At 71.7% G+C, this 19150-nt stretch carries 18 protein-coding genes; 6 read left to right on the forward strand and 12 right to left on the reverse strand.

Going from position 1 to position 19150, the window contains the following annotated elements:
• Positions 1-70: 70 nt before the first annotated feature.
• Positions 71-1015 carry a diiron oxygenase gene (locus ACH4S7_RS17045; protein ID WP_398521986.1) on the reverse strand — a complete coding sequence of 315 codons (945 nt, stop codon included), beginning with the start codon at positions 1013-1015 and terminating at the stop codon, positions 71-73.
• 250 nt (positions 1016-1265) lie between these two features.
• Between ACH4S7_RS17045 and ACH4S7_RS17050 the strand changes: the two genes are divergently transcribed.
• A complete protein-coding gene (locus ACH4S7_RS17050; protein WP_398521987.1) occupies positions 1266-2381 on the forward strand; it encodes a ferritin-like domain-containing protein in 1116 nt (371 codons plus the stop codon).
• Between the two features lie 133 nt (positions 2382-2514).
• Here ACH4S7_RS17050 and ACH4S7_RS17055 read toward each other — a convergent pair whose 3' ends face one another.
• Together ACH4S7_RS17055 and ACH4S7_RS17060 are read right to left on the reverse strand one after the other, a co-directional pair.
• Positions 2515-3288 (reverse strand): hypothetical protein, encoded by a 774-nt coding sequence (locus ACH4S7_RS17055; RefSeq protein ID WP_398521988.1) that lies wholly within the window; start codon positions 3286-3288, stop codon positions 2515-2517.
• A 46-nt stretch (positions 3289-3334) separates the two neighbouring features.
• Positions 3335-3535, reverse strand: coding sequence for a hypothetical protein (locus ACH4S7_RS17060; RefSeq protein WP_398521989.1), 201 nt, complete (start codon positions 3533-3535; stop codon positions 3335-3337).
• Between the two features lie 105 nt (positions 3536-3640).
• Between ACH4S7_RS17060 and ACH4S7_RS17065 the strand changes: the two genes are divergently transcribed.
• Both ACH4S7_RS17065 and ACH4S7_RS17070 read left to right on the forward strand, forming a co-directional pair.
• Positions 3641-4480, forward strand: coding sequence for a helix-turn-helix domain-containing protein (locus ACH4S7_RS17065; protein WP_398521990.1), 840 nt, complete (start codon positions 3641-3643; stop codon positions 4478-4480).
• Positions 4477-4683 carry a DUF397 domain-containing protein gene (locus ACH4S7_RS17070; protein WP_398521991.1) on the forward strand — a complete coding sequence of 69 codons (207 nt, stop codon included), beginning with the start codon at positions 4477-4479 and terminating at the stop codon, positions 4681-4683. Before ACH4S7_RS17065 ends, ACH4S7_RS17070 begins: the two co-directional genes overlap by 4 nt.
• A gap of 94 nt (positions 4684-4777) precedes the next feature.
• On the opposite strand, the gene ACH4S7_RS17075 is transcribed toward ACH4S7_RS17070, so the two are convergent.
• Positions 4778-5626, reverse strand: coding sequence for an alpha/beta fold hydrolase (locus ACH4S7_RS17075; protein WP_398521992.1), 849 nt, complete (start codon positions 5624-5626; stop codon positions 4778-4780).
• A gap of 207 nt (positions 5627-5833) precedes the next feature.
• Between ACH4S7_RS17075 and ACH4S7_RS17080 the strand changes: the two genes are divergently transcribed.
• Positions 5834-6448 carry a Uma2 family endonuclease gene (locus ACH4S7_RS17080; RefSeq protein ID WP_398521993.1) on the forward strand — a complete coding sequence of 205 codons (615 nt, stop codon included), beginning with the start codon at positions 5834-5836 and terminating at the stop codon, positions 6446-6448.
• 12 nt (positions 6449-6460) lie between these two features.
• Here the strand turns inward: ACH4S7_RS17080 and ACH4S7_RS17085 are convergent, their stop codons facing one another.
• The 6 genes from ACH4S7_RS17085 to ACH4S7_RS17110 form a co-directional block, all read right to left on the reverse strand.
• Positions 6461-7933, reverse strand: coding sequence for a penicillin-binding transpeptidase domain-containing protein (locus ACH4S7_RS17085; RefSeq protein ID WP_398521994.1), 1473 nt, complete (start codon positions 7931-7933; stop codon positions 6461-6463).
• A gap of 111 nt (positions 7934-8044) precedes the next feature.
• Positions 8045-9487: an FtsW/RodA/SpoVE family cell cycle protein gene (locus ACH4S7_RS17090; RefSeq protein ID WP_398521995.1), complete on the reverse strand. Its 1443-nt coding sequence runs from the start codon at positions 9485-9487 to the stop codon at positions 8045-8047.
• A gap of 165 nt (positions 9488-9652) precedes the next feature.
• Positions 9653-10864, reverse strand: a complete 1212-nt coding sequence (locus tag ACH4S7_RS17095; protein ID WP_398522362.1) for an ATP-binding protein — start codon at positions 10862-10864, stop codon at positions 9653-9655.
• A 191-nt stretch (positions 10865-11055) separates the two neighbouring features.
• Positions 11056-11859 carry a hypothetical protein gene (locus ACH4S7_RS17100; RefSeq protein WP_398521996.1) on the reverse strand — a complete coding sequence of 268 codons (804 nt, stop codon included), beginning with the start codon at positions 11857-11859 and terminating at the stop codon, positions 11056-11058.
• Between the two features lie 535 nt (positions 11860-12394).
• On the reverse strand, positions 12395-12688 hold the full coding sequence (locus ACH4S7_RS17105) for a zinc-ribbon domain-containing protein (RefSeq protein WP_398521997.1): 294 nt from the start codon (positions 12686-12688) through the stop codon (positions 12395-12397).
• Positions 12685-14985: a PBS lyase gene (locus tag ACH4S7_RS17110; RefSeq protein ID WP_398521998.1), complete on the reverse strand. Its 2301-nt coding sequence runs from the start codon at positions 14983-14985 to the stop codon at positions 12685-12687. The genes ACH4S7_RS17105 and ACH4S7_RS17110 overlap by 4 nt, the downstream gene beginning before the upstream one ends.
• A 174-nt stretch (positions 14986-15159) precedes the next feature.
• Here ACH4S7_RS17110 and ACH4S7_RS17115 point away from each other — a divergent pair, with 174 nt between their 5' ends.
• Positions 15160-16005: a nuclease-related domain-containing protein gene (locus ACH4S7_RS17115; protein WP_398521999.1), complete on the forward strand. Its 846-nt coding sequence runs from the start codon at positions 15160-15162 to the stop codon at positions 16003-16005.
• Between the two features lie 96 nt (positions 16006-16101).
• Here ACH4S7_RS17115 and ACH4S7_RS17120 read toward each other — a convergent pair whose 3' ends face one another.
• Positions 16102-16941, reverse strand: coding sequence for an ATP-dependent DNA ligase (locus ACH4S7_RS17120; protein WP_398522000.1), 840 nt, complete (start codon positions 16939-16941; stop codon positions 16102-16104).
• Positions 16942-17111: 170 nt separating this feature from the next.
• Positions 17112-17993 carry a non-homologous end-joining DNA ligase gene (ligD, locus tag ACH4S7_RS17125; protein ID WP_398522001.1) on the reverse strand — a complete coding sequence of 294 codons (882 nt, stop codon included), beginning with the start codon at positions 17991-17993 and terminating at the stop codon, positions 17112-17114.
• A 42-nt stretch (positions 17994-18035) separates the two neighbouring features.
• On the opposite strand from ligD, the gene ACH4S7_RS17130 reads away from it, so the two are divergent.
• Positions 18036-19001, forward strand: a complete 966-nt coding sequence (locus ACH4S7_RS17130; RefSeq protein WP_398522002.1) for a Ku protein — start codon at positions 18036-18038, stop codon at positions 18999-19001.
• Positions 19002-19150: the final 149 nt, after the last annotated feature.

Here is a 19150-nt window from a genome sequence, read left to right on the forward strand (position 1 = left end):
GTCCGCGTACCCGGGCGCGACCGGCAGGGCGGGCGACTCGCGGTGTACGGCGCCGCTTCGGGGATGCCCCCTACGCCAACAACCCCGAGCGCTTCCACAGCGCGCGCCCGGGACCTCGCAGGACCCCGATATCGTCCAGGAAGTCGGTCAGCCGCTTGGCGCCGGACTGCATCACCTCGCGCCGGTGTCCGCTCGCCCTGGCCTGGGCGACCGCCCCGCGCCGGTCGAGCCCGACGTTGTCGTACACCCGGGGGTTGACGAAGCAGACGGCGAACACCCGCGCCGCGTGACCACAGCTCAGCCGGGTGAGTTCCTGTTCCCAGCGCGGTGCCGTGACCATCTGGCGGCGCAACTCCTCGCGGGCGTAGCGGACATGGCGGGCCTCCTCCACCACATGGATCCGGGTGACCCCGCGCACCAGCGTCTGCACCCGCTCGTCGGGGAAGGTCAGCCGCTGCATCCAGTCGAGTATCTCCTCGCCGAGGAGGGTGGCCGCGAAGGAGCCGGGCGTGGTGGAGACGGTCTTGAGGACGCGTCCGAGGTTGTGGTGGTCGCGGCGGACCCGGTAGGCGGGTGTCTCGCACTTCTCGATCAGGCGGGCGAACATCATCGAGTGCCGGCACTCGTCGGCTATCTCGGTCAGTGCGTACCGGACGTGATGGCTGGTCACGGACTTGTCGTAGACATGGCGAACCAGGAGCTGCATCAGGATGATCTCGAACCAGATGCCGAGCGACGCGAGGGCGGCGGCCTCGTGCCGGGCCAGGTCCAGCCGCTGTTCCTCGGACATCCCCCGCCAGAGCGGGGTGTCGTAGAGCGAGACCAGCTCCGGCGGCAGGAACCACTTGCCCTCCTCGGGCGGGGCGTCCCAGTCCAGCTCGGTCTCCGGGTCGAAGGAGTGTTTGGCGGAGGACTCCAGTAGGCGCTTGGCCACCTGCTCGCGGTCCCTGAGGGGGCCGAGCGCGTCATGGAGGAGCCGGAAGTCGTGCTCGGGTGCGGTCGGTACGGACGTCATGGCTGAAGGCACCTCGCGAGCGATTCTGGGCATCGGGGTCCGGGGCCCCCGGGGCAGGGCCTTGAGGCGGCCTTACCCCCGGGAACACCCCTTATAAGACTGCTTGTCAGCAGGCTCGTCAATCCCTCACGCGCGACTTGTTGACTACTCGTCTACCAAGTGTGAGCCTGCCAGTGCACGTCCAAGGAACGCCCTGGTACGCCACAACTCCCCCCGGACCGACCGGACATGAGGCGAAGGAGCTGGGCCGATGTCGACGTACGACCGCTATGTGAACCCCCCGGAAACCCTCCAATGGCAGGTGCCGGCCTCGGGCTCGGCCCGTTTCAGTTGGGAGTACGACGGAGGGCGGGACCGACTGCTCGCCCTCTACCAGAAGGGCAAGGACAAGCAGTGGGACGGCGCCAAGCGCATCGACTGGGATCTGGAGGTCGATCCACAGGACGCGCTGGGCACACCCGACGAGATGCTCAGCCTCTACGGCTCCCGCCACTGGGCCAAGATGAGCCGGAAGGACATCGCGGAGCTGCGGCAGCACTACGTGAGCTGGCAGTTCAGCCAGTTCCTCCACGGCGAACAGGGCGCGATGGTGTGCGCGGCCCGCATCGTGGAGTCGGTACCGGACCTGGACGCGAAGTTCTACTCCGCGACCCAGACCATGGACGAGGCCCGGCACGCCGAAATATTCGGCCGCTTCCTCCAGGAGAAGATCGGGATGGTCTACCCGATCAACGACAACCTCCAGAGCCTGCTCGGCGACACCCTCCGCGACTCGCGCTGGGACATGCCCTACCTCGGGATGCAGGTCCTGATCGAAGGACTCGCCCTCGCCGCGTTCGGCCTGCTCCGCGACACCACGGACCGGCAACTGCCCAAGCAGATCCTGGCGTACGTGATGCAGGACGAGGCCCGCCATGTCGCCTTCGGCCGGATGGCGCTGCGCGACTACTACCGGCAGCTCAGCGACGCGGAACTGCGCGAGCGCGAGGAGTTCGTGATCGAGGGCTGCTACCTGATGCGCGACCGGCTCAGCGGAGTCGAGGTCCTGGAGAACTTCGGCATCCCGAAGCAGGAGGCGCAGGAACTCTCCGAGCAGTCCGAGTATCTACAGATCTTCCGGAAACTCCTCTTCAGCCGGATCGTGCCCTGTGTGAAGGACATCGGCCTGTGGGGCGAGCGGCTTCAGAAGGCATATGTCGACATGGGCGTCTTCGACCTGGGCGACGCCAACCTGGACCTGTTGATGACCCAGGACGAGGAGATCGCCGAGGCGCTGGACCGGGAGCGGTTCGCGACGGAGGAGCGGGCCCGGGTGACGGAGGTGGCCGAGGCGATCGCGGAGGGCGCGGAGGCGGCCACGGCGTGAGGGGCCCCGGAGCGTCAGCTCCGTCCGCTTGTTCACCGCAGGCGGTGGTTTGCCCGCCCCTGCCGGGGTCTCCAGTTCGTGGGGGAGCCACGCGTCGGATGCGGTCCTGGCAGGGGCGGAGTGCGGGGTGGTCCTACGGGTGCCCGGCCGTGCTGCGTCGGCGGAAGATGCCGCCGTGGGTGGTCGCCGGGCCGGTCGGTTCCGGGGTGCCGGTTGGCAGCGTCATCCTGGGCGGGGTGTGGGGGTGGTTACGGATCTCGACGTTGCAGTCGATGGCCCGTGACGGGTCGTGGACGGGGCTTTCCGGGTCGTTGTGCGCGGTCCGGAACGCGTCCAGCAGGGTGCACAGGGTGCAGCCCTCCACCGGGGCGGGCGGCGGGGGAGCCGGACACATCGGCAGTTCGATCGGTCGTTCCTGGTACCTCGTGGGTTCGGTCACCTGTCGCTCGCTCTCTCGCTGGTCTCGGCGCCGGCCGGGGGTCGCAGACCGGGGTATCTCCGGATCGGAGGCCGGCCGGGCCGCCACCGGCCAGACCGCCAGTGAGTAGGTGCCGTTCACGCCGTCCGAGACCACCAGCGACACAGGCACACCGTCCTTGAGGTCCCGGTGGGCGGCCCGCTGCCCCTCGACGTCGTCGCACCAGGCACGGAGTCGCGCGGGTCCGTCCGGGCCGGGCGCGCCCCCGACCGGAGCGGCGGGCCGGGCCCACGAACATCTCCCCGGGTCGGGGTCGAGCCGGTCCGCGATCCGCCGGGCCTGTGCGCACAACCAGCGCAGCGCCAGCTTCGGGGAGATCGTCCGACAGGTACCGAGCACGACCGCGCGGCGCTCACCGCTGCCGTACACGTCACCTTCGGCGATCACATCGCAGTGGTACGCCCGCCACGGTTTGACGGGCCCGCTCACGACGGGCCACCGCCGTCCGGCAGGCCCTCCAGCGCACGCAGAAGGATCACCACAGCCCCCGCAGGCACTTGCGCTGCTCGTTGACCTCGCGCACCCGCTCCCGCAGGGATCGGAGTACGGGTGAGTCGTCACGGGTGGATTCGGGGCAGGGGCGGTCCGGGCAGATCGGGCTACCGCAGTGACAGGGCGGCCAGGTGAGGGCTGCCCGGATGGGGGGCTCGTTGTGATCGGGGTAATCGAGATTCATCACGCCGACTCCTCTCCGTAGTGATTCCACTACCAAGGGGGCCCAGCGTGAACTAGGGTCGGGAACCATTCAACATGGCTGAGTGGCCAGATAAGTTGGGGATGGTTGGTGAACCGCAAAGAGCTGGAACCGGAAAGCAGTCCGCAGGCGGCGTTCGGGGCACGTCTGCGCAGCTCACGCGAAGCGCGCGGCTGGAAGCAAGACGATCTCGCAGTACATATGGGCATTTCCAGCGGGCATATTTCGGGTGTTGAAACTGCGCGGAAGATGCCATCTTTACGCTTCGCGAAAGCTGCTGACGTGGCCTTTGGCCTGGCGGGTACAGCAGACACGTTCGAACGCCGGTGGCGGGAGATGCTCCAAGGCAGCCTGCTTGAAGGGTTCCCGGAGTACGTCGGATACGAGAGCCGGGCGGTAGAGATCCGACTCTTTGAAGTGGGGCTGATCCCTGGACCGCTCCAGACCCGCGAGTACGCGGCAGCGATCGAAGACGGCTTTGTCCAGCGGGGGACCATCACGCCCGAACAGGCAGATGAGCGAGTCTCGTTCCTGATAGAGCGGCAGGCTGCCCTGGCACGACCAATGCCACCCATGGTGATCGTGGTAATGGACGAAAGCTGTGTCCGCCGACCGATCGGGGAGCCCGCCGTCATGGCTGGGCAACTGGCGCACCTGATCGAGTTCGCGGCCCTGCCGAATACCGTGCTTCAGATCGCGCCGTTCGGCATGGGGGCACGGCGACCGTTCAACAGGTTGGTGAACCTCCTGACCCTGTCCGATCGAGCCGTGGTCTCCTACGTCGAGTCGCAGACGCACGGGCACCTGGAGCGCGATATCACTTCCGTCGTGCCGTTGATGAGGGCCTACCATCAGTTGCAGGCTGAGTCCCTTAGTCAGGCGGCATCCGTGGACATGATCAACCAGGCGCGAAAGGGCACCCCGTGAGCGAATCTCCCCGAGTCTTCCGTTGGGTCAAGTCGAGCTACAGCGGCGGCGGCGGTTCCTGCGTCGAATGGGCCCCCGAGCACGTGACCGCTACCGGCATAGTCCCCGTTCGCGATTCCAAGAACCCGGGCGGACCGTCGCTGATGGTCTCGCCCTCCGCTTTCGCCGGACTGGTTGTCCTCGCCCGCTCCGCTGCGCTGTAGAACCGAGCGCACCACAGCCCCGCTTCCTCGGACTCCTGAGGGAACGGGGCTGTTGCGGGTGTCACGACGCTGACGGGGCCGCCTGCCCCGGCCGTCAGGCCGTTCGGGTCAGGAAGTCGCGCACCAGCGCGGCCACCGCATCCGGCGCCTCCAGCAGCATCGCGTGCGTGGCGTCGATGTCCACGACGGTGACGGTGGGTCGGTCCGCCGCCAGCCCGCGCAGCTCCTGGGTCAGCCCCCGCCCGTACGTCGCGAGCAGTTCATCGAACCACTCCATATTGGGCGCGGGCGGTTGTGGCCGGGCGCCCCGGACCACCAGCAGCGGACACGGCACCCGGTGCAGCAGGTCCATGACGTCCAGCGCGTCGAGGGCGTCGTGCAGTTCCAGCGCCGCGCGCCGTTCCGGCAGGGTCTGCCACCGGCCGTCCGACAGTTGCCGCACGGCCCCGAGAGCGGCGGCCTCGGCGCGCTCGGCGGGGATGCCGAACTGTGCCGCGTACGCCCCCTCCTGGCTGATGTGGTCGACGGGCCGCACGGCACCGGCCGAGGCCCGCCCCATCTCCCGCACCCGCTCGGCGCCCGGGTACTGACCGGGCCGCCCCCAGCCGAAGCCGTCCAGGTTCACGGCGGCGGGGGTGACCCCGGGATGCGCCTCGGCGTACAGCGCGGCGACCATCCCGCCGAGCGAGTGCCCGACGACGGCTGCCTCGGGCGCGCCCAGCCGCCGTAGCGTCTCCTCGATATCGCGCAGCACGGTGTCGAAGCTCCAGCGCTCCGGTTCGGGCGACCGCCCGTGCCCCGGCAGATCGACGGCGAGCACCCGGTGCCCGGCCGTCAGCGCCGGGGCGATGTCGCGCCAGTCGGCGAGCGAGCGGCCGGCTCCGTGGAGCAGCAGGAGCGGGGGCCCGTCGCCCCCGTGGTCGTGGACATGGAGAGAGGTCATGCACCCACCGTAGGGCGCCCGCGAAGCCTCAAGATCGTCCCTGCGGACGACGGAAAGGGGCCGGTCCGCGAGCCATAATGGAGATACCCCCGAACGTCCGCCGGCGTGTCAAGGATCGCGTGTCGCTCACTCGTACGGGCGGCGATGGAGTATCTCGGCTGGGTACGCTGACAGTGCCAGGCAGACTTCGTCAGCATGGGAGCGACCATGAGCGCCGCACGCGAGTACGCGCAGGGCGAGCACTACGAATGGCCTCGTCCGCCGACCGGTGGCTGGACGGCTGACGATCTCGACAGGCTTCCCAATCTCCCTCCGCACACGGAGCTGATCGACGGGAACCTCGTCTTCATGAGCCCGCAGACCCGTTTCCACACCCGCACCATTCATTTCCTGGTGAGCGTGTTGACGGCTCAGGCACCGGAGCATCTGGAAGCCATCGCGGAGATGACGATCAAGCTGGACAAGCGGAACCGGCCGGAGCCCGATGTGCTCGTCGTGCCCCTGGCGGCGGACACCGGACCACGGCAGACGTCGTTCCGGCCGGAGGATGTCATCCTCGCCGTCGAGGTCGTCTCGGACGACTCGGTGGAGCGGGACCGCGAGGTCAAGCCGGCCAAGTACGCCCGGGCGGGCTTCGGGCACTACTGGCGGGTGGAGGAGAACGAGGGGCTGCCGGTCGTGTACGTATACGAACTCGACCCCGCGACCAAGTCGTACGGACTGTCCGGGATCCACCACAAGCAGCTCAAGTTGGACCGGCCGTTTCCGATGGACATCGACCTCACCGGGGTCACCCGGCGCGGCTTCACCGCGAACGGCTGACCCCGCAACCGCTCACCGCCCCGCCTCCGCGTCCCGCAGCGCCGCCGCCATCACCGCCCGTGCGATCGGGGCCGCGCTGCCGTTTCCGCTGATGTGGCCCCGTACCGCCTCGGCGTCCTCGACGACCACCGCGACCGCGACGGCCGGCTGGGGGGCGTCGTCCGCCTGGGCCCAGGAGATGAACCAGGCGTACGGGGTACCCGAGTTGCCCGGCCCGTGCTGGGCCGTGCCCGTCTTGCCGCCCACCCGGGCTCCGGGGATGGCCGCGTTGGCGCCGGTGCCCCGCTCCACCACCCGGACCATCAGGCGGCGCAGTTGCTGGGCGGTCGAGGGGTTCATCGCCTGCTGGTAGGTGCGCTGATGGGTCTGCGCGATCGTCCGGCCGCCGCTCGTCGCCACCCGTTCGACCAGATAGGGGGTCCGCAGTTCGCCGCCCTGGGCGACCGCCGCCGACACCATCGCCATCTGGAGCGGTGTCGCCGTGGTGTTGAACTGTCCGATGGAGGACAGGGCGAGCTGGTCCACCGTCATCCGGGTGTCGAAGTTCGACGGCACGACTTCCGACGGAATCCGCAGATCACGGTCGTTGAAGCCGAATCGGCTCACCGCCTCCCGCATCCCGGCCAGCCCGGTCCGTACCCCCAGGTTCGCCATCACCGTGTTGCACGACCACTGGATGGCGTACGCGAGTGACGCGTTTCCGCAGCCCTTCGAGGCGTTCGGGAGCCGGGTGCGGGTGCCGGGCAGGACGTACGGGTCGGGGGTGCCGGTCGGTGCGTTCACATCGGCGACCACGCCCGCGTCCAGCGCCGCCGCCGCTGTCACGATCTTGAAGGTGGACCCCGGGGGATAGGTCCCCCGGATCGCCCGGTTGAGCATCGGCTGGGCGGGGGCCGCGTTCAGCCGGGCCCATGCCGTCTTCGCCGCCCGGCCGGTGCCGGAGAGCACCCCGGGATCGTACGAGGGGCTGCTGACCAGCGCGAGGATCCGCCCGGTCGACGGTTCGAGCGCCGCGACGGCACCGCGTTTGCCGCCGAGGCCGGCGTAGGCCGCCCGCTGCATCGACGGCTTGATGGTGGTGACCACATCGCCGCCGGGGGGCCGGGAGCGGCTGAGGTCGTGCCAGAGCGGGATCGCCGCGAGCAGCGGTGCCGCGCCGGAGAGCGCCAGGTCCTCCGCGTTCTCGACCAGGGTGGTGCCGTACGTCTGGGAGGAGAACCCGGTCACCGGCGCGTACAGCGGCCCCTCGGTGTAGGTGCGTTCGTGGCGCAGTTGCTGGCCGGTGTCCCGGGAGCCGGTGATCCGGCGCCCGCCGGCGAGGATGTCGCCGCGCGGCGCGTCGTAGCGGGCGATCGAGGTCCGGCGGTTGGCCGGGTTCTCGTCCAGCGAGCGGGCCTCGATGATCTGTAGTCGGGCCGCGTTGATCAGCAGCGCGGCCAGCAGCAGGAGGCAGAGCACGGCGGCCCGGCGGATATGGCGGATCACCGGCCGGTTCCTTCTGCACGGCGGGTCATCGTGGGGTTCCTTCCGTACGGCGGGTCATCCGGTGGTTCCTTCCGTACGGGAGGTCATCGGGCGGGGTGTTCCGTACGGGGGTCATCGGGCGGGCCCGTCCGCCCGCCCGGCGTGACCGGCGGCCGGGCCGCCCGGCCCGCCTGGTCCGGTGGGGTCGCCCGGTCCCGCCGTGATCGGTTGCTCGGCCGCCTCCGGGCGCGGCTCGCGGGCCGAGTGGCTGACCCGGATCAGCAGCGCCACGATGATCCAGTTGGTGACGACCGACGAACCCCCCTGCGCGAGGAACGGCATCGCCATCCCGGTCAGCGGGATCAGCCCGGTCACGCCCCCGGTGATGACGAAGACCTGAAGCGCGACGATCGAGGCGAGGCCGATTGCGAGCAGCCGGCCGAACGGGTCGCGCAGACTGAGCCCGGCCCGGTAGCCACGGGCCACCAACAGCGCGTAGAGCAGCAGGATGCCGGTCAGGCCCACCAGTCCGAGTTCCTCGCCCGCGGTGGCGAGGATGAAGTCGGATTTGGTGGCGAAGCCGATCAGCGTGGAGTGCCCGAGCCCCAGCCCCGTACCGAGCAGTCCGCCGGCGCCGAAGGCGAACAGCGACTGGGCGACCTGGCTGGGACCCCGGCCGGCCTCGATGGTGGCGAAGGGGTCGAGCCAGTCCTCGACCCGTCCGTGCACATGGGGTTCGAGCGTGCCGACCGCGAAGGCCCCGGCCGCCGCCAGGGTCAGTCCGACCGCGATCCAGCCGGTCCGGCCCGTCGCCACGTACAGCATGATCACGAAGAGTCCGAAGAAGAGCAGCGAGGTGCCGAGGTCGCGTTCGAGGATCAGGACGCCCACGCTGATGAGCCAGATGGCGACGATGGGGCCGAGGACCCGCCCGGTCGGCAGTTGCAGCCGCCAGATGCGGCGCCCGGCGCAGGCGAGGGTGTGGTGGTTGGCGGCGAGGTACGCGGCGAAGAAGACGGCCAGCAGGATCTTGGCGAACTCGCCCGGCTGGAAGGAGAGTCCACCGATCCTGATCCAGATCCTGGCGCCGTTCACGGCCGGGAAGAAGATGGGCACGATCATCAGGGCGAGGGCCGCGGCGACCGAGACGTACGCGTACCGCTGGAGTACGCGGTGATCGCGCAGCAGCACCACGACGGCGATGAAGAGCGCGACCCCGAGCGTCGACCAGACGAGTTGGGCGGGTGCGGCGGTGTCGTCGGGGGTCTCCAGGTCGAGCCGGTGGATCAGCACCAGGCCGAGGCCGTTGAGGAGGACCGCGATGGGCAGCGGCAGCGGGTCGGCGTAGGGGGCGCGGATGCGGACGGCCAGATGGGCCAGGAGGGCGAGGACGCCGAGCCCGGTCCCGTGGCGCAGGGCGTCGGGCGGGACGGCGCCGTCCCTGGCCAGGCCGACGATCGCGTAGCCGGCGACGGAGATGAGGACGGCACCGACGACGAGCGAGAGTTCGACGCCCCGCCGCTTGGGGCAGCGGATGGCGGGCGGGGGAGAGTCCGCCGTCGTCGGTGCGGTCATGCCACGCAACGTAGCAAGAGGTAAGTCTTATGTCCCTTATGTCAGGCTTGGGTTCTCTGTGGCGGGTCCACCCCTTCTCGCGTGGCGCCGCCCTCACCTTGCGTGGCGGGCCCGGGCGTCACTTCGCGTGGCGGGCCCGCGTCCACCCTTCGCGGCCGGTCCGCGTCAACCCTTCGCGGCGGGTCCGTCCCCGCACCCCGCCGCCGCGCCCTCCGGCAGCGTCAGCCGGGCCACCGCGCCGCCCTCCGGCGCGTTGCCGAACCACAGCTCAGCGCCGAGCACCGCCGCCTGTCCCCGCGCGATCGTCAGCCCGAGGCCGTGGCCCTTGCCGCTGCCCTCCGTACGGAACCGGGCCGGGCCGTGCTCCAGCAGGTACGGCGGATACCCCGGCCCCTGGTCCGTGACCGTCACCACCGGGCCGTCCACGGTCAGCACCACCGGCTCCGCGCCGTGCCGGTGCCCGTTGGAGACGAGATTGCCGAGCACCCGCTCCAGCCGGCGCCGGTCGGTCGCCACGGTCGTGTCGCGGACGATCCGTACCTCCGTCGCCGTCCCCGAGCCGCGCACCACCCGTTCGGCGAGCGAGCCCAGCTCGTGCACGTCCAGATCGACCGTCTCGCTGCCCGCGTCCAACCGGGAGATCTCCAGCAGGTCCTCGGTCAGGGTGCGCATCGTCCGCACCCGCTCCCGCACCATCTCCGTCGGCCGGCCCTCCGGGAGCAGTTCCGCAGCCGCCGTCAGACCGGTCAGCGGGGTCCGCAGCTCATGCGCCACGTCCGCGGTGAAGCGCTGCTCGCTCAGCAGCTTGTTCTGTAGCGATGACGCCATCGTGTCCAGCGCGCCGGAGACCGTGGCCACCTCGTCCTGCGGGCGGGACGGATCCTTCGTCCGGGGGTCGTTGACGCGTGCGTCGAGATCGCCCGCGCTGATCCGTCGGGCCACCTGCGCCGTCAGATGGAGGCGCCGGGTGATCCGGGTCACCGCGAACGCGCCCACCAGCAGCGTGGCCCCGATCGCCAGCGCCGACGAACCCAGGATCGCCCGGTCCAGACCGGTGATCGTCCGCGCGCTGAGGGTGTAGTCCACCCGGACGGCGAGCGCGCGGCCGTCGGCGGGACCGGCCGCCCACATCGTCGGGCGGCCGTTGAAGGTGTTCACCATGGTGCCGCGCTCCCCGCCCACGGCGAGCTTCCGCAGCGACGGGGGCAGCCCGGCCGGATCCACCCCGGCGAACCGGGGCATCGGCTGACCCGCCTCGTACGCCTCGGTGACGTCCGCCAGCCGGCCCAGCGCCTTCTCCCGGGCCTGGTTCACGGTCTGACTGGTCACCGATGCGTGCACCAGCGCGCCGAGGAGCGCCGCGAGGGCGCAGCACATCACGGTGATGAAGACCGCGGCCTTCCAGGTGAGGGTCGCGGTCCAGTGGGGCAGTCGGGGCAGCCGGGGCAGCCTGGGTCGTCGCACCGTGCCTCCCGTGCGGGCGGTGCGCGGCGGTCGGGCCGCTCGCGGCGTACGGGACGGCCGGGACGGTCGGGACGAGCGAGATGGCCGGGATGGTCGGGGGAGCCTCACTGGTCGTCCGCCGTCGTCTCGGGGTCCGCCACCACGGGATCCGGTGCCACCGGTGCCGACGCCACCGGGTGCGCCGACGCCCCCGGGCCGGGTCCGGGCGAGCCCGAGCGCTCCGCCACGCGGACGATCTCGTCGCGCGCCGGCAGCATCGCCCGGTGCCGGTCGTCCCAGGACCAGGCCGTCCGGTACTCGTACCCCGGAATCCCCGCCGACACGGAACGGAGGATCAGATCGCGGGCCGCCAGCTCCACGCTCACCAGTTGGTCGGCGGTGGCCATGATCCGCCGGATGCCGGTCGTCCCGTCCCGCGACTCCGGCATGTAGCAGCGCACCGCCGTCTGCTGCTCGGGCAGGGTGATGCCGACGATCAGCTCCTCGCGGCCGTCACCGGTCAGATCGCGGTAGTACGGCTTGAGCACCGGACACGACGCCGGCCGCTTCCCGCAGTCGCGCAGCTTGCGCACGGTCTCCCGGTAGACGGAGTCGATGCCCTGGATGCCGTCGCGCTCATCGGGGTCCAGGCCGATCTCCGCCCGGAGGATGGCGACCGGGTCGAGACCGCGGACCCCGCCCGCTGGCACGGTGATCCCGGGGACGAGCGCGGTATCGGCCTCGCCGTAGTCGTACGGCGGCGAGGTGACGGGTGGTAGATCGGGCCAGAGCTGTACGGGGCCGTTGGCGGTGGCGGTCGGGCCCGCGCTCCGCATCTGCCCCGCGCCGCCGCAGGCGGACAGCAGCAGCAGGGCTGCGGCAACCGTCAGCAGCGGGGTGTACAGCGGGCGGGACGGGCGCGAGCGCACGGTTCTCCTCGCCGGGCCGGGGTCGGTGATTCCGTCAACCATAGGGGCGGTGACCTCGGGGGGAGGCCAGCCGCCCCCGGTTCGGCGCCCGAGCCCCCGTCCCGTACCGTGCCCCCGGTCCACGCCGTCGCTCCGCGTGCGGATACGGCTACGGATCCGGCCACGGGTGGGGGCGGTGGTACGGGTGGTGCGGGCACGGACGGAGGCACGGACGGAGGCGCAGGCGCGAGTACGGGCGCGGACCGCGAGTGCGATGACACGGCTCTGGGTGCGCGGGTACGGGTACGGGTACGGGTACGGGTGCGTGGGCCGGGGGTCCGGGTGTGCTCCCGCCCCCGGCCGCGTCCACGCACCGGCCCTCGTCGCCCTGCCGGCTCGTACGCGCAGGCCGTTGTCGCACCGGCCCTCGTCGCCCTGCCGGCTCGTACGCGCAGGCCGTCCGCCGTGCGCACCCCCGCCGAGACCTCTGCCGCGAGCCTGGACCTCTGCCGAGAGCTTGTCGGGACCTCTCTCGGGACCCTCTCGGGGCGGCGGATCAGTGCTGGTACGGCTGCTGCTGCCCCTGCTGACCCTGCGGCTGTCCCAGATGCCCGGCCGCGCTCTGCGCCAGCAGCTGATCGGCCTGCACCTTGTCGAGCTTCTGCTCCGCGCCGCAGAACGTGCACTGCGTGGCGTACTTCGTCGACACGGGGAACAGCGGCACGAAGAACAGCGTGAACTTCGTGACCCTCTTCCGCAGCGTGTGCGCGGACGGGTTGCCACAGGATCCACAGACAAGGGTCAGTATCGCCAGCTGGTGGAGATAGCCCTTGGTACCGAAAATAATCATGGTGTCGGTCTCTCCCTGGTCAGCGCTCGCCGGCACAAGGCCAGCAGCTTCTCGTCCCTCACGATGTCATGACTGCCGTATCCGCCGTCGATGGCGTTGTGCCGCCGGACCCGGGACAGCTCGGCGCGCAGCATCCCCCGCGCCCCGTCCACCTCCGCCGCCACCGGCTCGTCCCAGCCGATCGCCCGCTCCGCCAGCCGCTCGGCGATCGGGACCCGGGTGAACGGCAGCGTCTGCCAGGCCGCCGTCAGCACCGGCCACGACCTCCCCGGATCGCCCGTCACCCGCCAGAGCGCGACCGCCGCGTCCACCCTGGTCCACGGGTCGGCCGCCCGTAGCAGGGTCCGCAGCGCCGGAGCGGCCTCCACGGCGGCCACCCCCATCGTCCCGAGCACGGCCGCCGCCGAGCGCCGGGCCCCGGAGTCGGTCGCCGCCAGCGCCGTACGGAGCGCGGGCAGGATCGGTTCGGCGCTGCCCTCTATCGCCCATAAGGCCGCCGCGATCTTCGCCCCGAACGCCCCCGACGGCGCGTCCTGCCGTGCCGCGCGGGCCAGCAGCCCCCGCAGATCCGGTACCGCCTCGCGAGCCGCGGGCCCGAAGGCGGTGAGCGCGCGCAGCACCAGCTCGATCACCCACTCCCTGCGGTACTCGGGCGCACCGCGCAGCACCCGCAGCACCTCGGGCATCGCGTCGGTCGCCCGCAGCGCGGTCAGCCCGTGCAGCAGGGGCCCCGCCATGTCGTAGAGCCGGTCGTCCAGCTCGGTCTCGCCCAGTCGCCGACGCAGCGCGGGCCCGAGCGGGGCCGCCGCCCGGCCGAGGTGGTCCAGCACATAGCCCAGATCCTGCGGCGCCTCGTCCAGCTCCACCAGTCGTGCCAGCACCGGCACCGCGCGCGGATCGCCGGTGCGCGCCAGCGCGGCGAGCCCGCTGCCCAGCATCCGGGGGCCGCTCGCCCACTCCTGCATCCAGCAGCCGGGAGCGCCGGTCACCTGGTCGGCCAGCGCGTCCGCCGCGGGCGCCGCCAGCTCGAACAGCTCCCCGAGCGCGACGGCCGCCGCGTCAGCGAGCCGGGGCTCCTTGTCGGCGAGCTGCTCGCCGATGAGGCCGACCAGCTCCCGGTAGTCGCCGCGCCAGGTCCGTAGCAGTCCGCTGCTCATCCGCACGGCGTCGATCCGCTGTCCGCGGTCGGGGCTGCGGAGCTGATCGGCCAGGAGTGCCGTGCGGTCGTCGACGCGGTCGGCGAGGCCGGAGTGGAGGGTGCGCAGCAGATCGCCCGTCCACGGGACGTGCTGCTCCACGGTGTCGGCCTCCCGGCGCTCCCGTAGCTGTCCCGGCAGCGGCGGCGGGACCGGTGGCCGGTCGGCGCCGCCCGGTGTGGGCGGCACCGGTCCGGTCCGCAGCTCGCGCAGCAGTCCGGTCACGCCCGGCACCACGTCGGGGGGCAGCGTCTCCGGGGCGCAGCGGGCGAGCTGGGCGAGGGCGGAGAGCCGCAGGCCCGCGTCGTACGCCCCGAGGAGGGGATGCGGAGCGGGCTCCCGCACTCCCGGGCCGATCGGCTCCCGTGCTCCCGGGCCGATCGGCTCCCGTGCTCCCGGGCCGATCGGCTGCGGCGCTCCTGGACCGATCGGCTCCCGCGCCCCTCGGTCGTGCGGCTCTCGGCCGAGTGCTGCCGGACCGGGGCCGAACGGCATCTGGGCCAGCTCGATCAGCCACTCCACCACCTCGGAGGTCAGCAGGCTGTGCCGCAGCGCTATCCGGCCCCCCGCCTCCACGCAGGCGAACCGCACCTCCGGATCCCGCTCGACCTTCAGCCGCTCCCGCAGCAACCCGAGTACCAGCTCCGGCTCGCTGTGCAGGGTCGCCAGCGCGAGGGGGGCGGCGAGCCGCGCCCCCCGGTCGTCGGAGTCGATCAGGGCGAGGAAGACGTCAGCGCCCGCGGTCACGGCCGACGCCGCCATTGCGTAGTTCGCCGCGTACTCGAACTCCTCGTCCTCCGGATCGAGTTCGTCATCGCCGTCGAGATCGATGCCGCCGATGCTCGTCAGCAGCTCCACGACCCCACCGCGGTCCTCGACCACGGGATCTCCCACCAGTTCGAGCAGGAACGGTATGCACGCGAGCGTCGAGTCGTAGACGTCACCCTGGTGGTGCACCGCCCCGTACATCCCGTCGAGCGCCGCCTCGCGCTCCGCCGCGTCAGCCGACCTCAGTCCGTACAACAGCTCCGGCACGTCATCGGCCGGACCGTAGGCATGTTCCAGCGCGGCCCACCGGACCTCTTCGATTCCCCCGAACACGCCTGCCCCCTCCCCAAGAACCTGCGCCATGACTCCGCGACCAGAACTATGCGCTGGAACCGCGCGCTTGGGGAGAGTCTGCACCACAGCTCGGACATCGCGGAGACATTGCCCGGAAGGCCCGTGGCCGTACCCGCGGTGGGAGTGCGATGGTAGGCGTTCGGGGGTGATGCCATGACGGGGTTACGGGTCGTACCGGCGCGTCGGGACGGCCGGGACCGGTTGTACGTCAGCCTGCCGGACGGCCGCCATCTCGGCTGGTACGACCGGGGTGACGACGCCCCCGAGGGGACCGGGCACGGCGAGGCCGGCCGGGTCTCACTGGTCTCCGAGCGCCACCGTGACGCGGTGCTGAGCGCTCTCGCGCCCTATCTCGTGGGGGAGTTCACGGTCGGTCCGCCGCCCGTGCCCACCGCCGCCGACCTCGTGAGACTCGCTCTGCACCCCGATGACGACCTCGCCCCCAACCGCCCCGGCGAGACCCTCCGGATCGAACGCGAACGCCGCCCCGCGACCGGTCTGCGACTCCTCGCGAACCCGCACCGGGCCCGGCACGCGCAGCTCGCCGCCGAGGAGTCGCTGGGCGCCGGACTGGATCTGCTGGACGCCGCGGGATGGCGGATTCTGCACTCCGTACCGCTGCCGGGCGCGGACCGCATCGATCATCTCGCCATCGGCCCCGGAGGCGTTCTGGCGATCCACACCCTCGCCGTCCGGCGACTGCGGGTACGGATCGCGGGCGCGACCGTCCGGGCGGGCCGGGGCGAACCCGTACCGCTGCTGCGGCTCACCCGGCGCCGGGCCGAGCGGGCCTCCGCGGCGCTGGCGACGGCGGTGCGTCCGGTGCTGGCGATCGTCGGGGCGGCCGGTGTCGAGGCGGCGACGGCCCCCGCCGACGTACGGATTCTGCGCGAGCGCGAGGTGCCCGCGCTGGGCGGGCTCGGCGGGGTGCACAAGCCGGCCGACATCGAGGCGCTGTACGCGCTGGCGCGGGACCGGCGCACCTGGTTGCGAATGTGACGACCGGCGCTGGCCCGTCCGGTGTACCGGGCGCGCGAGCCCCGCGACCGCCGTCCGGGGGCCGGGAGGGTCGCGCTCCGTCGGTGAGTCACTGACTCAGTCGGTGACTGGAGCCCGGGCGCCGGGCGGGTCGAGGTCCTGGGGGACCCGGAGCCGTACGACGGTGGTGGTGGCGTGCCGGGTGGTGCGCTGTCGGACCTCGGCCGTCAGCTCCGGCTCCACCGGCCGGTAGGCGATCTCCCCGATCCCGACCGCCATCGCCACCGGCTCCGCTCCGGGGGGTGTGGGCACGGGCGCGGGCAGTACGGCCGCCGCCTGCGCCCGGAGCGCGGGGGCCAGCGGACTGGAGACCACCGGGGCGTCGTCATCGGGGAGCGCCAGGACCAGCGCGGCCGGCCGCGCCGGCGGTCCGGTGAAGCCCACGACGACGGCGTCCCGGGTGTGGGTGTGCCGGAGCTTCAGCCATCCGCGGGTGCCGCTCCGATAGGGCTGGCCGAGCCGTTTGATCACCAGCCCCTCGACCCCGATCGCGGTCAGGGACGCGTACCAGGTGGCCGCCTCGTCCGCGTCCAGCGTCATCGGCACGGCCTGGAGGGGCGGGCCGAACGGGGCCAGCAGGGCGACCAGCCGGCGCCGTCTCTTCTCGTACGCGAACGGCCGCAGATCGTCACCGGCGTCGGCGAGAAGATCGAAGGCGGCGTACGAGGCGGGGAGCCGGCGGGCGAGAAGCGGCGCCCGGCCCGGGGTGGCGGACGCGCGCTTCTGTACGGCGGCGAAATCCGTACGGCCTCCGGTCCAGACGACCACCTCGCCGTCGAGGACGGTGCCGTCCGGCAGCGGGCGAGCCGCATCGGCGAGATCGGGGAACGCGTCGGTGATGATCCGCCCGGAACGGGCCTGGAGGAGGACACTGCCGTCGACCCGGAAGATCAGCACCCGATGACCGTCGAACTTTGGCTCATACGCGAGGTCCGGTCCCCGGGGCAGAGCGCTGACGGAGTCGGCGCGGGCGACCCGGAGGGGCGGCCGGAGCGGCGCGGCGGCCCGTCCCCCCGGCGGTCGTGCCGGTGACGACGGCGACGGTGGCGGTGGCGGTGGCGGGGTGGTCATGGCAGCGGGCGGGCCCCGGCCCGGTCGGGATCGGCGAGCGGGGCGAAGAGGTCCCCGTACCGGTCGAGCCGGGGGGCGATGTCATCGAGCAGCAGGCTCAGATTCCGCCGCGCCTCCACCTCGTCCCAGGTCAGCGGCGCGGACATGGTCGGTTCGGCGCGTGCACGCAGGGTGTAGGGCGCGGCGGTCGTCTTCGCGGCGGCGTTCTGGCTGTGGTCCACGAAGACCTTCCCGGGCCGCAGCTTGCGGGCCATCCGGTGCAGTACGAGCCCGGGGAGCGCGGCCTCGCCCTCGACGGCTAGCCCCTTCGCGTAGGCGGAGACCGCGTCGGACGGGGTGGGCGCCAGCGGTACGAGGATGTGCAGGCCCTTGGAGCCGGAGGTCTTGGCGTAGGCGTCGAGCCCGTCGGCCGCGAGCCGCTCCCGCAGCCAGAGGGCGACGGCGCAGCACTCGGTGACGGTGGCGGGGGCTCCGGGGTCGAGATCGAAGACCATCCGGTCGGCGACGGCCGGGGCACCGGCGGCCCACTGGGGCGTGTGGAACTCCACCACCAGATTGGCCGCCCACATCAGGGACGGCAGATCGTCGATCACGACCTGACGGGCGCGGGGGTCGTCGGAGTGCGGCACCGGGGTGGTCCGTACCCATGACGGAGTACCCGGCGGCGGATTCTTGGTGAAGAAGAGCTGGCCGTCTGGCCCGTCCGGGTAGCGGAGGAAGGACATGGGCCGGTCCCGGACGTGGGGGAGCAGGGCCTCGGCGGTACGGGCGTAGTAGTGCAGGATCTCGCCCTTGGTGGTCCCGGTGGCGGGATGGATGACCTTCTCCAGATTGCTCAGCGGCAGCCGCCGCCCAGCCACCTCCGTGATCGGCGTCATACGATGAGAATCCCACGGATTACCGGATGAAAGGGATCAAAGGTGCGATCCATATGGAATGGCGCGATCTCCTTCGGGTTGGTCAGCATCCCGATCAAGCTGGTGAACGCGACCGAGAACCACTCCATCTCCTTCCGGCAGATCCACACGGAGGACGGCGGACGCATCCGCTACCGCAAGGTCTGTGAGCTGGAGGAGAAGGAGGTCTCCACGGCCGAGATCGGCAAGGGGTACGAGGACGCGGACGGATCCATCATCCCGATCACCGACGAGGACCTGGCCGCGCTGCCGCTCCCCACGGCGAAGACGATCGAGATCGTGGCCTTCGTGCCCGCCGCGTCCATCGACCCGCTCCAGATGGACGCGGCCTACTACCTCTCCGCCAACGGAGTACCGGCCGCCAAGCCGTACACACTGCTCCGCGAGGCCCTCAAACGGAGCGAGAAGGTGGCCCTGGCCAAGTTCGCCCTGCGCGGGCGGGAACGCCTGGGGATGCTCCGCGTCGTGGACGACGTCATCGCCATGCACGGCCTCCTCTGGCCGGACGAGATCCGCCGCCCCGAAGGCGTCGCCCCGGAGACCGATGTCACCGTCCGGGACGCGGAACTGGACCTGGCGGACGCGCTGATGGACACCCTGGGCGACGTCGACATGGAATCGCTCCACGACGACTACCGGGAGGCGGTCGAATCCATGATCGCGGCAAAGGTGGAGGGCGGCGGGGCCCTGCCGGAGTCGGAGACGGCACCGGGTGAGGGGCGCGGAAAGGTCATCGATCTGATGGCGGCGCTGGAGAAGAGCGTGCAGGCGGCGAAGGAGGGGCGGGGCGAGGGGGAGGGGGACGCGAAGGTGACCCCGATCAAGCGGGCGCGCGGCAAGACGGCGTCGGCCGGGAAGAAGCCCGCCGCGAAGAAGAAGTCGACCGCCTCGACCGCCACGAAGAAGAAGACGGCGGCGAAGAAGACCGCGGCGAAGAAGACGACGCCACGGAAGCGGGCCTCGGCTTAGGGCCTCGGCGTTGGGTGGTGGGCCCCGGTGCCGGCTTCAGCCGCATCGGGGATCGCGGAGGCCGGCCGGCCCGCACGGTGTCCATCGGGCGAAGCCGGCCGTGGGGAACCGCCTGGTGCGCACCACGGCACCGCCCGCGAGTCGCCGGA

The organism is Streptomyces sp. NPDC020965 (assembly GCF_044333555.1).
Classification (GTDB): domain Bacteria; phylum Actinomycetota; class Actinomycetes; order Streptomycetales; family Streptomycetaceae; genus Streptomyces.

What these genes read in the sequence shown, in the direction of transcription:
- ACH4S7_RS17090 (WP_398521995.1), bottom strand. Translation starts at nt 9,487, where the DNA reads ATGACCGCACCGACGACGGCGGACTCTCCCCCGCCCGCCATCCGCTGC.
- ACH4S7_RS17105 (WP_398521997.1), bottom strand. Translation starts at nt 12,688, where the DNA reads ATGATTATTTTCGGTACCAAGGGCTATCTCCACCAGCTGGCGATACTG.
- ACH4S7_RS17075 (WP_398521992.1), bottom strand. Translation starts at nt 5,626, where the DNA reads ATGACCTCTCTCCATGTCCACGACCACGGGGGCGACGGGCCCCCGCTC.
- ACH4S7_RS17045 (WP_398521986.1), bottom strand. Translation starts at nt 1,015, where the DNA reads ATGACGTCCGTACCGACCGCACCCGAGCACGACTTCCGGCTCCTCCAT.
- ACH4S7_RS17050 (WP_398521987.1), top strand. Translation starts at nt 1,266, where the DNA reads ATGTCGACGTACGACCGCTATGTGAACCCCCCGGAAACCCTCCAATGG.
- ACH4S7_RS17115 (WP_398521999.1), top strand. Translation starts at nt 15,160, where the DNA reads ATGACGGGGTTACGGGTCGTACCGGCGCGTCGGGACGGCCGGGACCGG.
- ACH4S7_RS17095 (WP_398522362.1), bottom strand. Translation starts at nt 10,864, where the DNA reads ATGTGCTGCGCCCTCGCGGCGCTCCTCGGCGCGCTGGTGCACGCATCG.
- ACH4S7_RS17060 (WP_398521989.1), bottom strand. Translation starts at nt 3,535, where the DNA reads ATGAATCTCGATTACCCCGATCACAACGAGCCCCCCATCCGGGCAGCC.
- ligD (WP_398522001.1), bottom strand. Translation starts at nt 17,993, where the DNA reads ATGACGCCGATCACGGAGGTGGCTGGGCGGCGGCTGCCGCTGAGCAAT.
- ACH4S7_RS17080 (WP_398521993.1), top strand. Translation starts at nt 5,834, where the DNA reads ATGAGCGCCGCACGCGAGTACGCGCAGGGCGAGCACTACGAATGGCCT.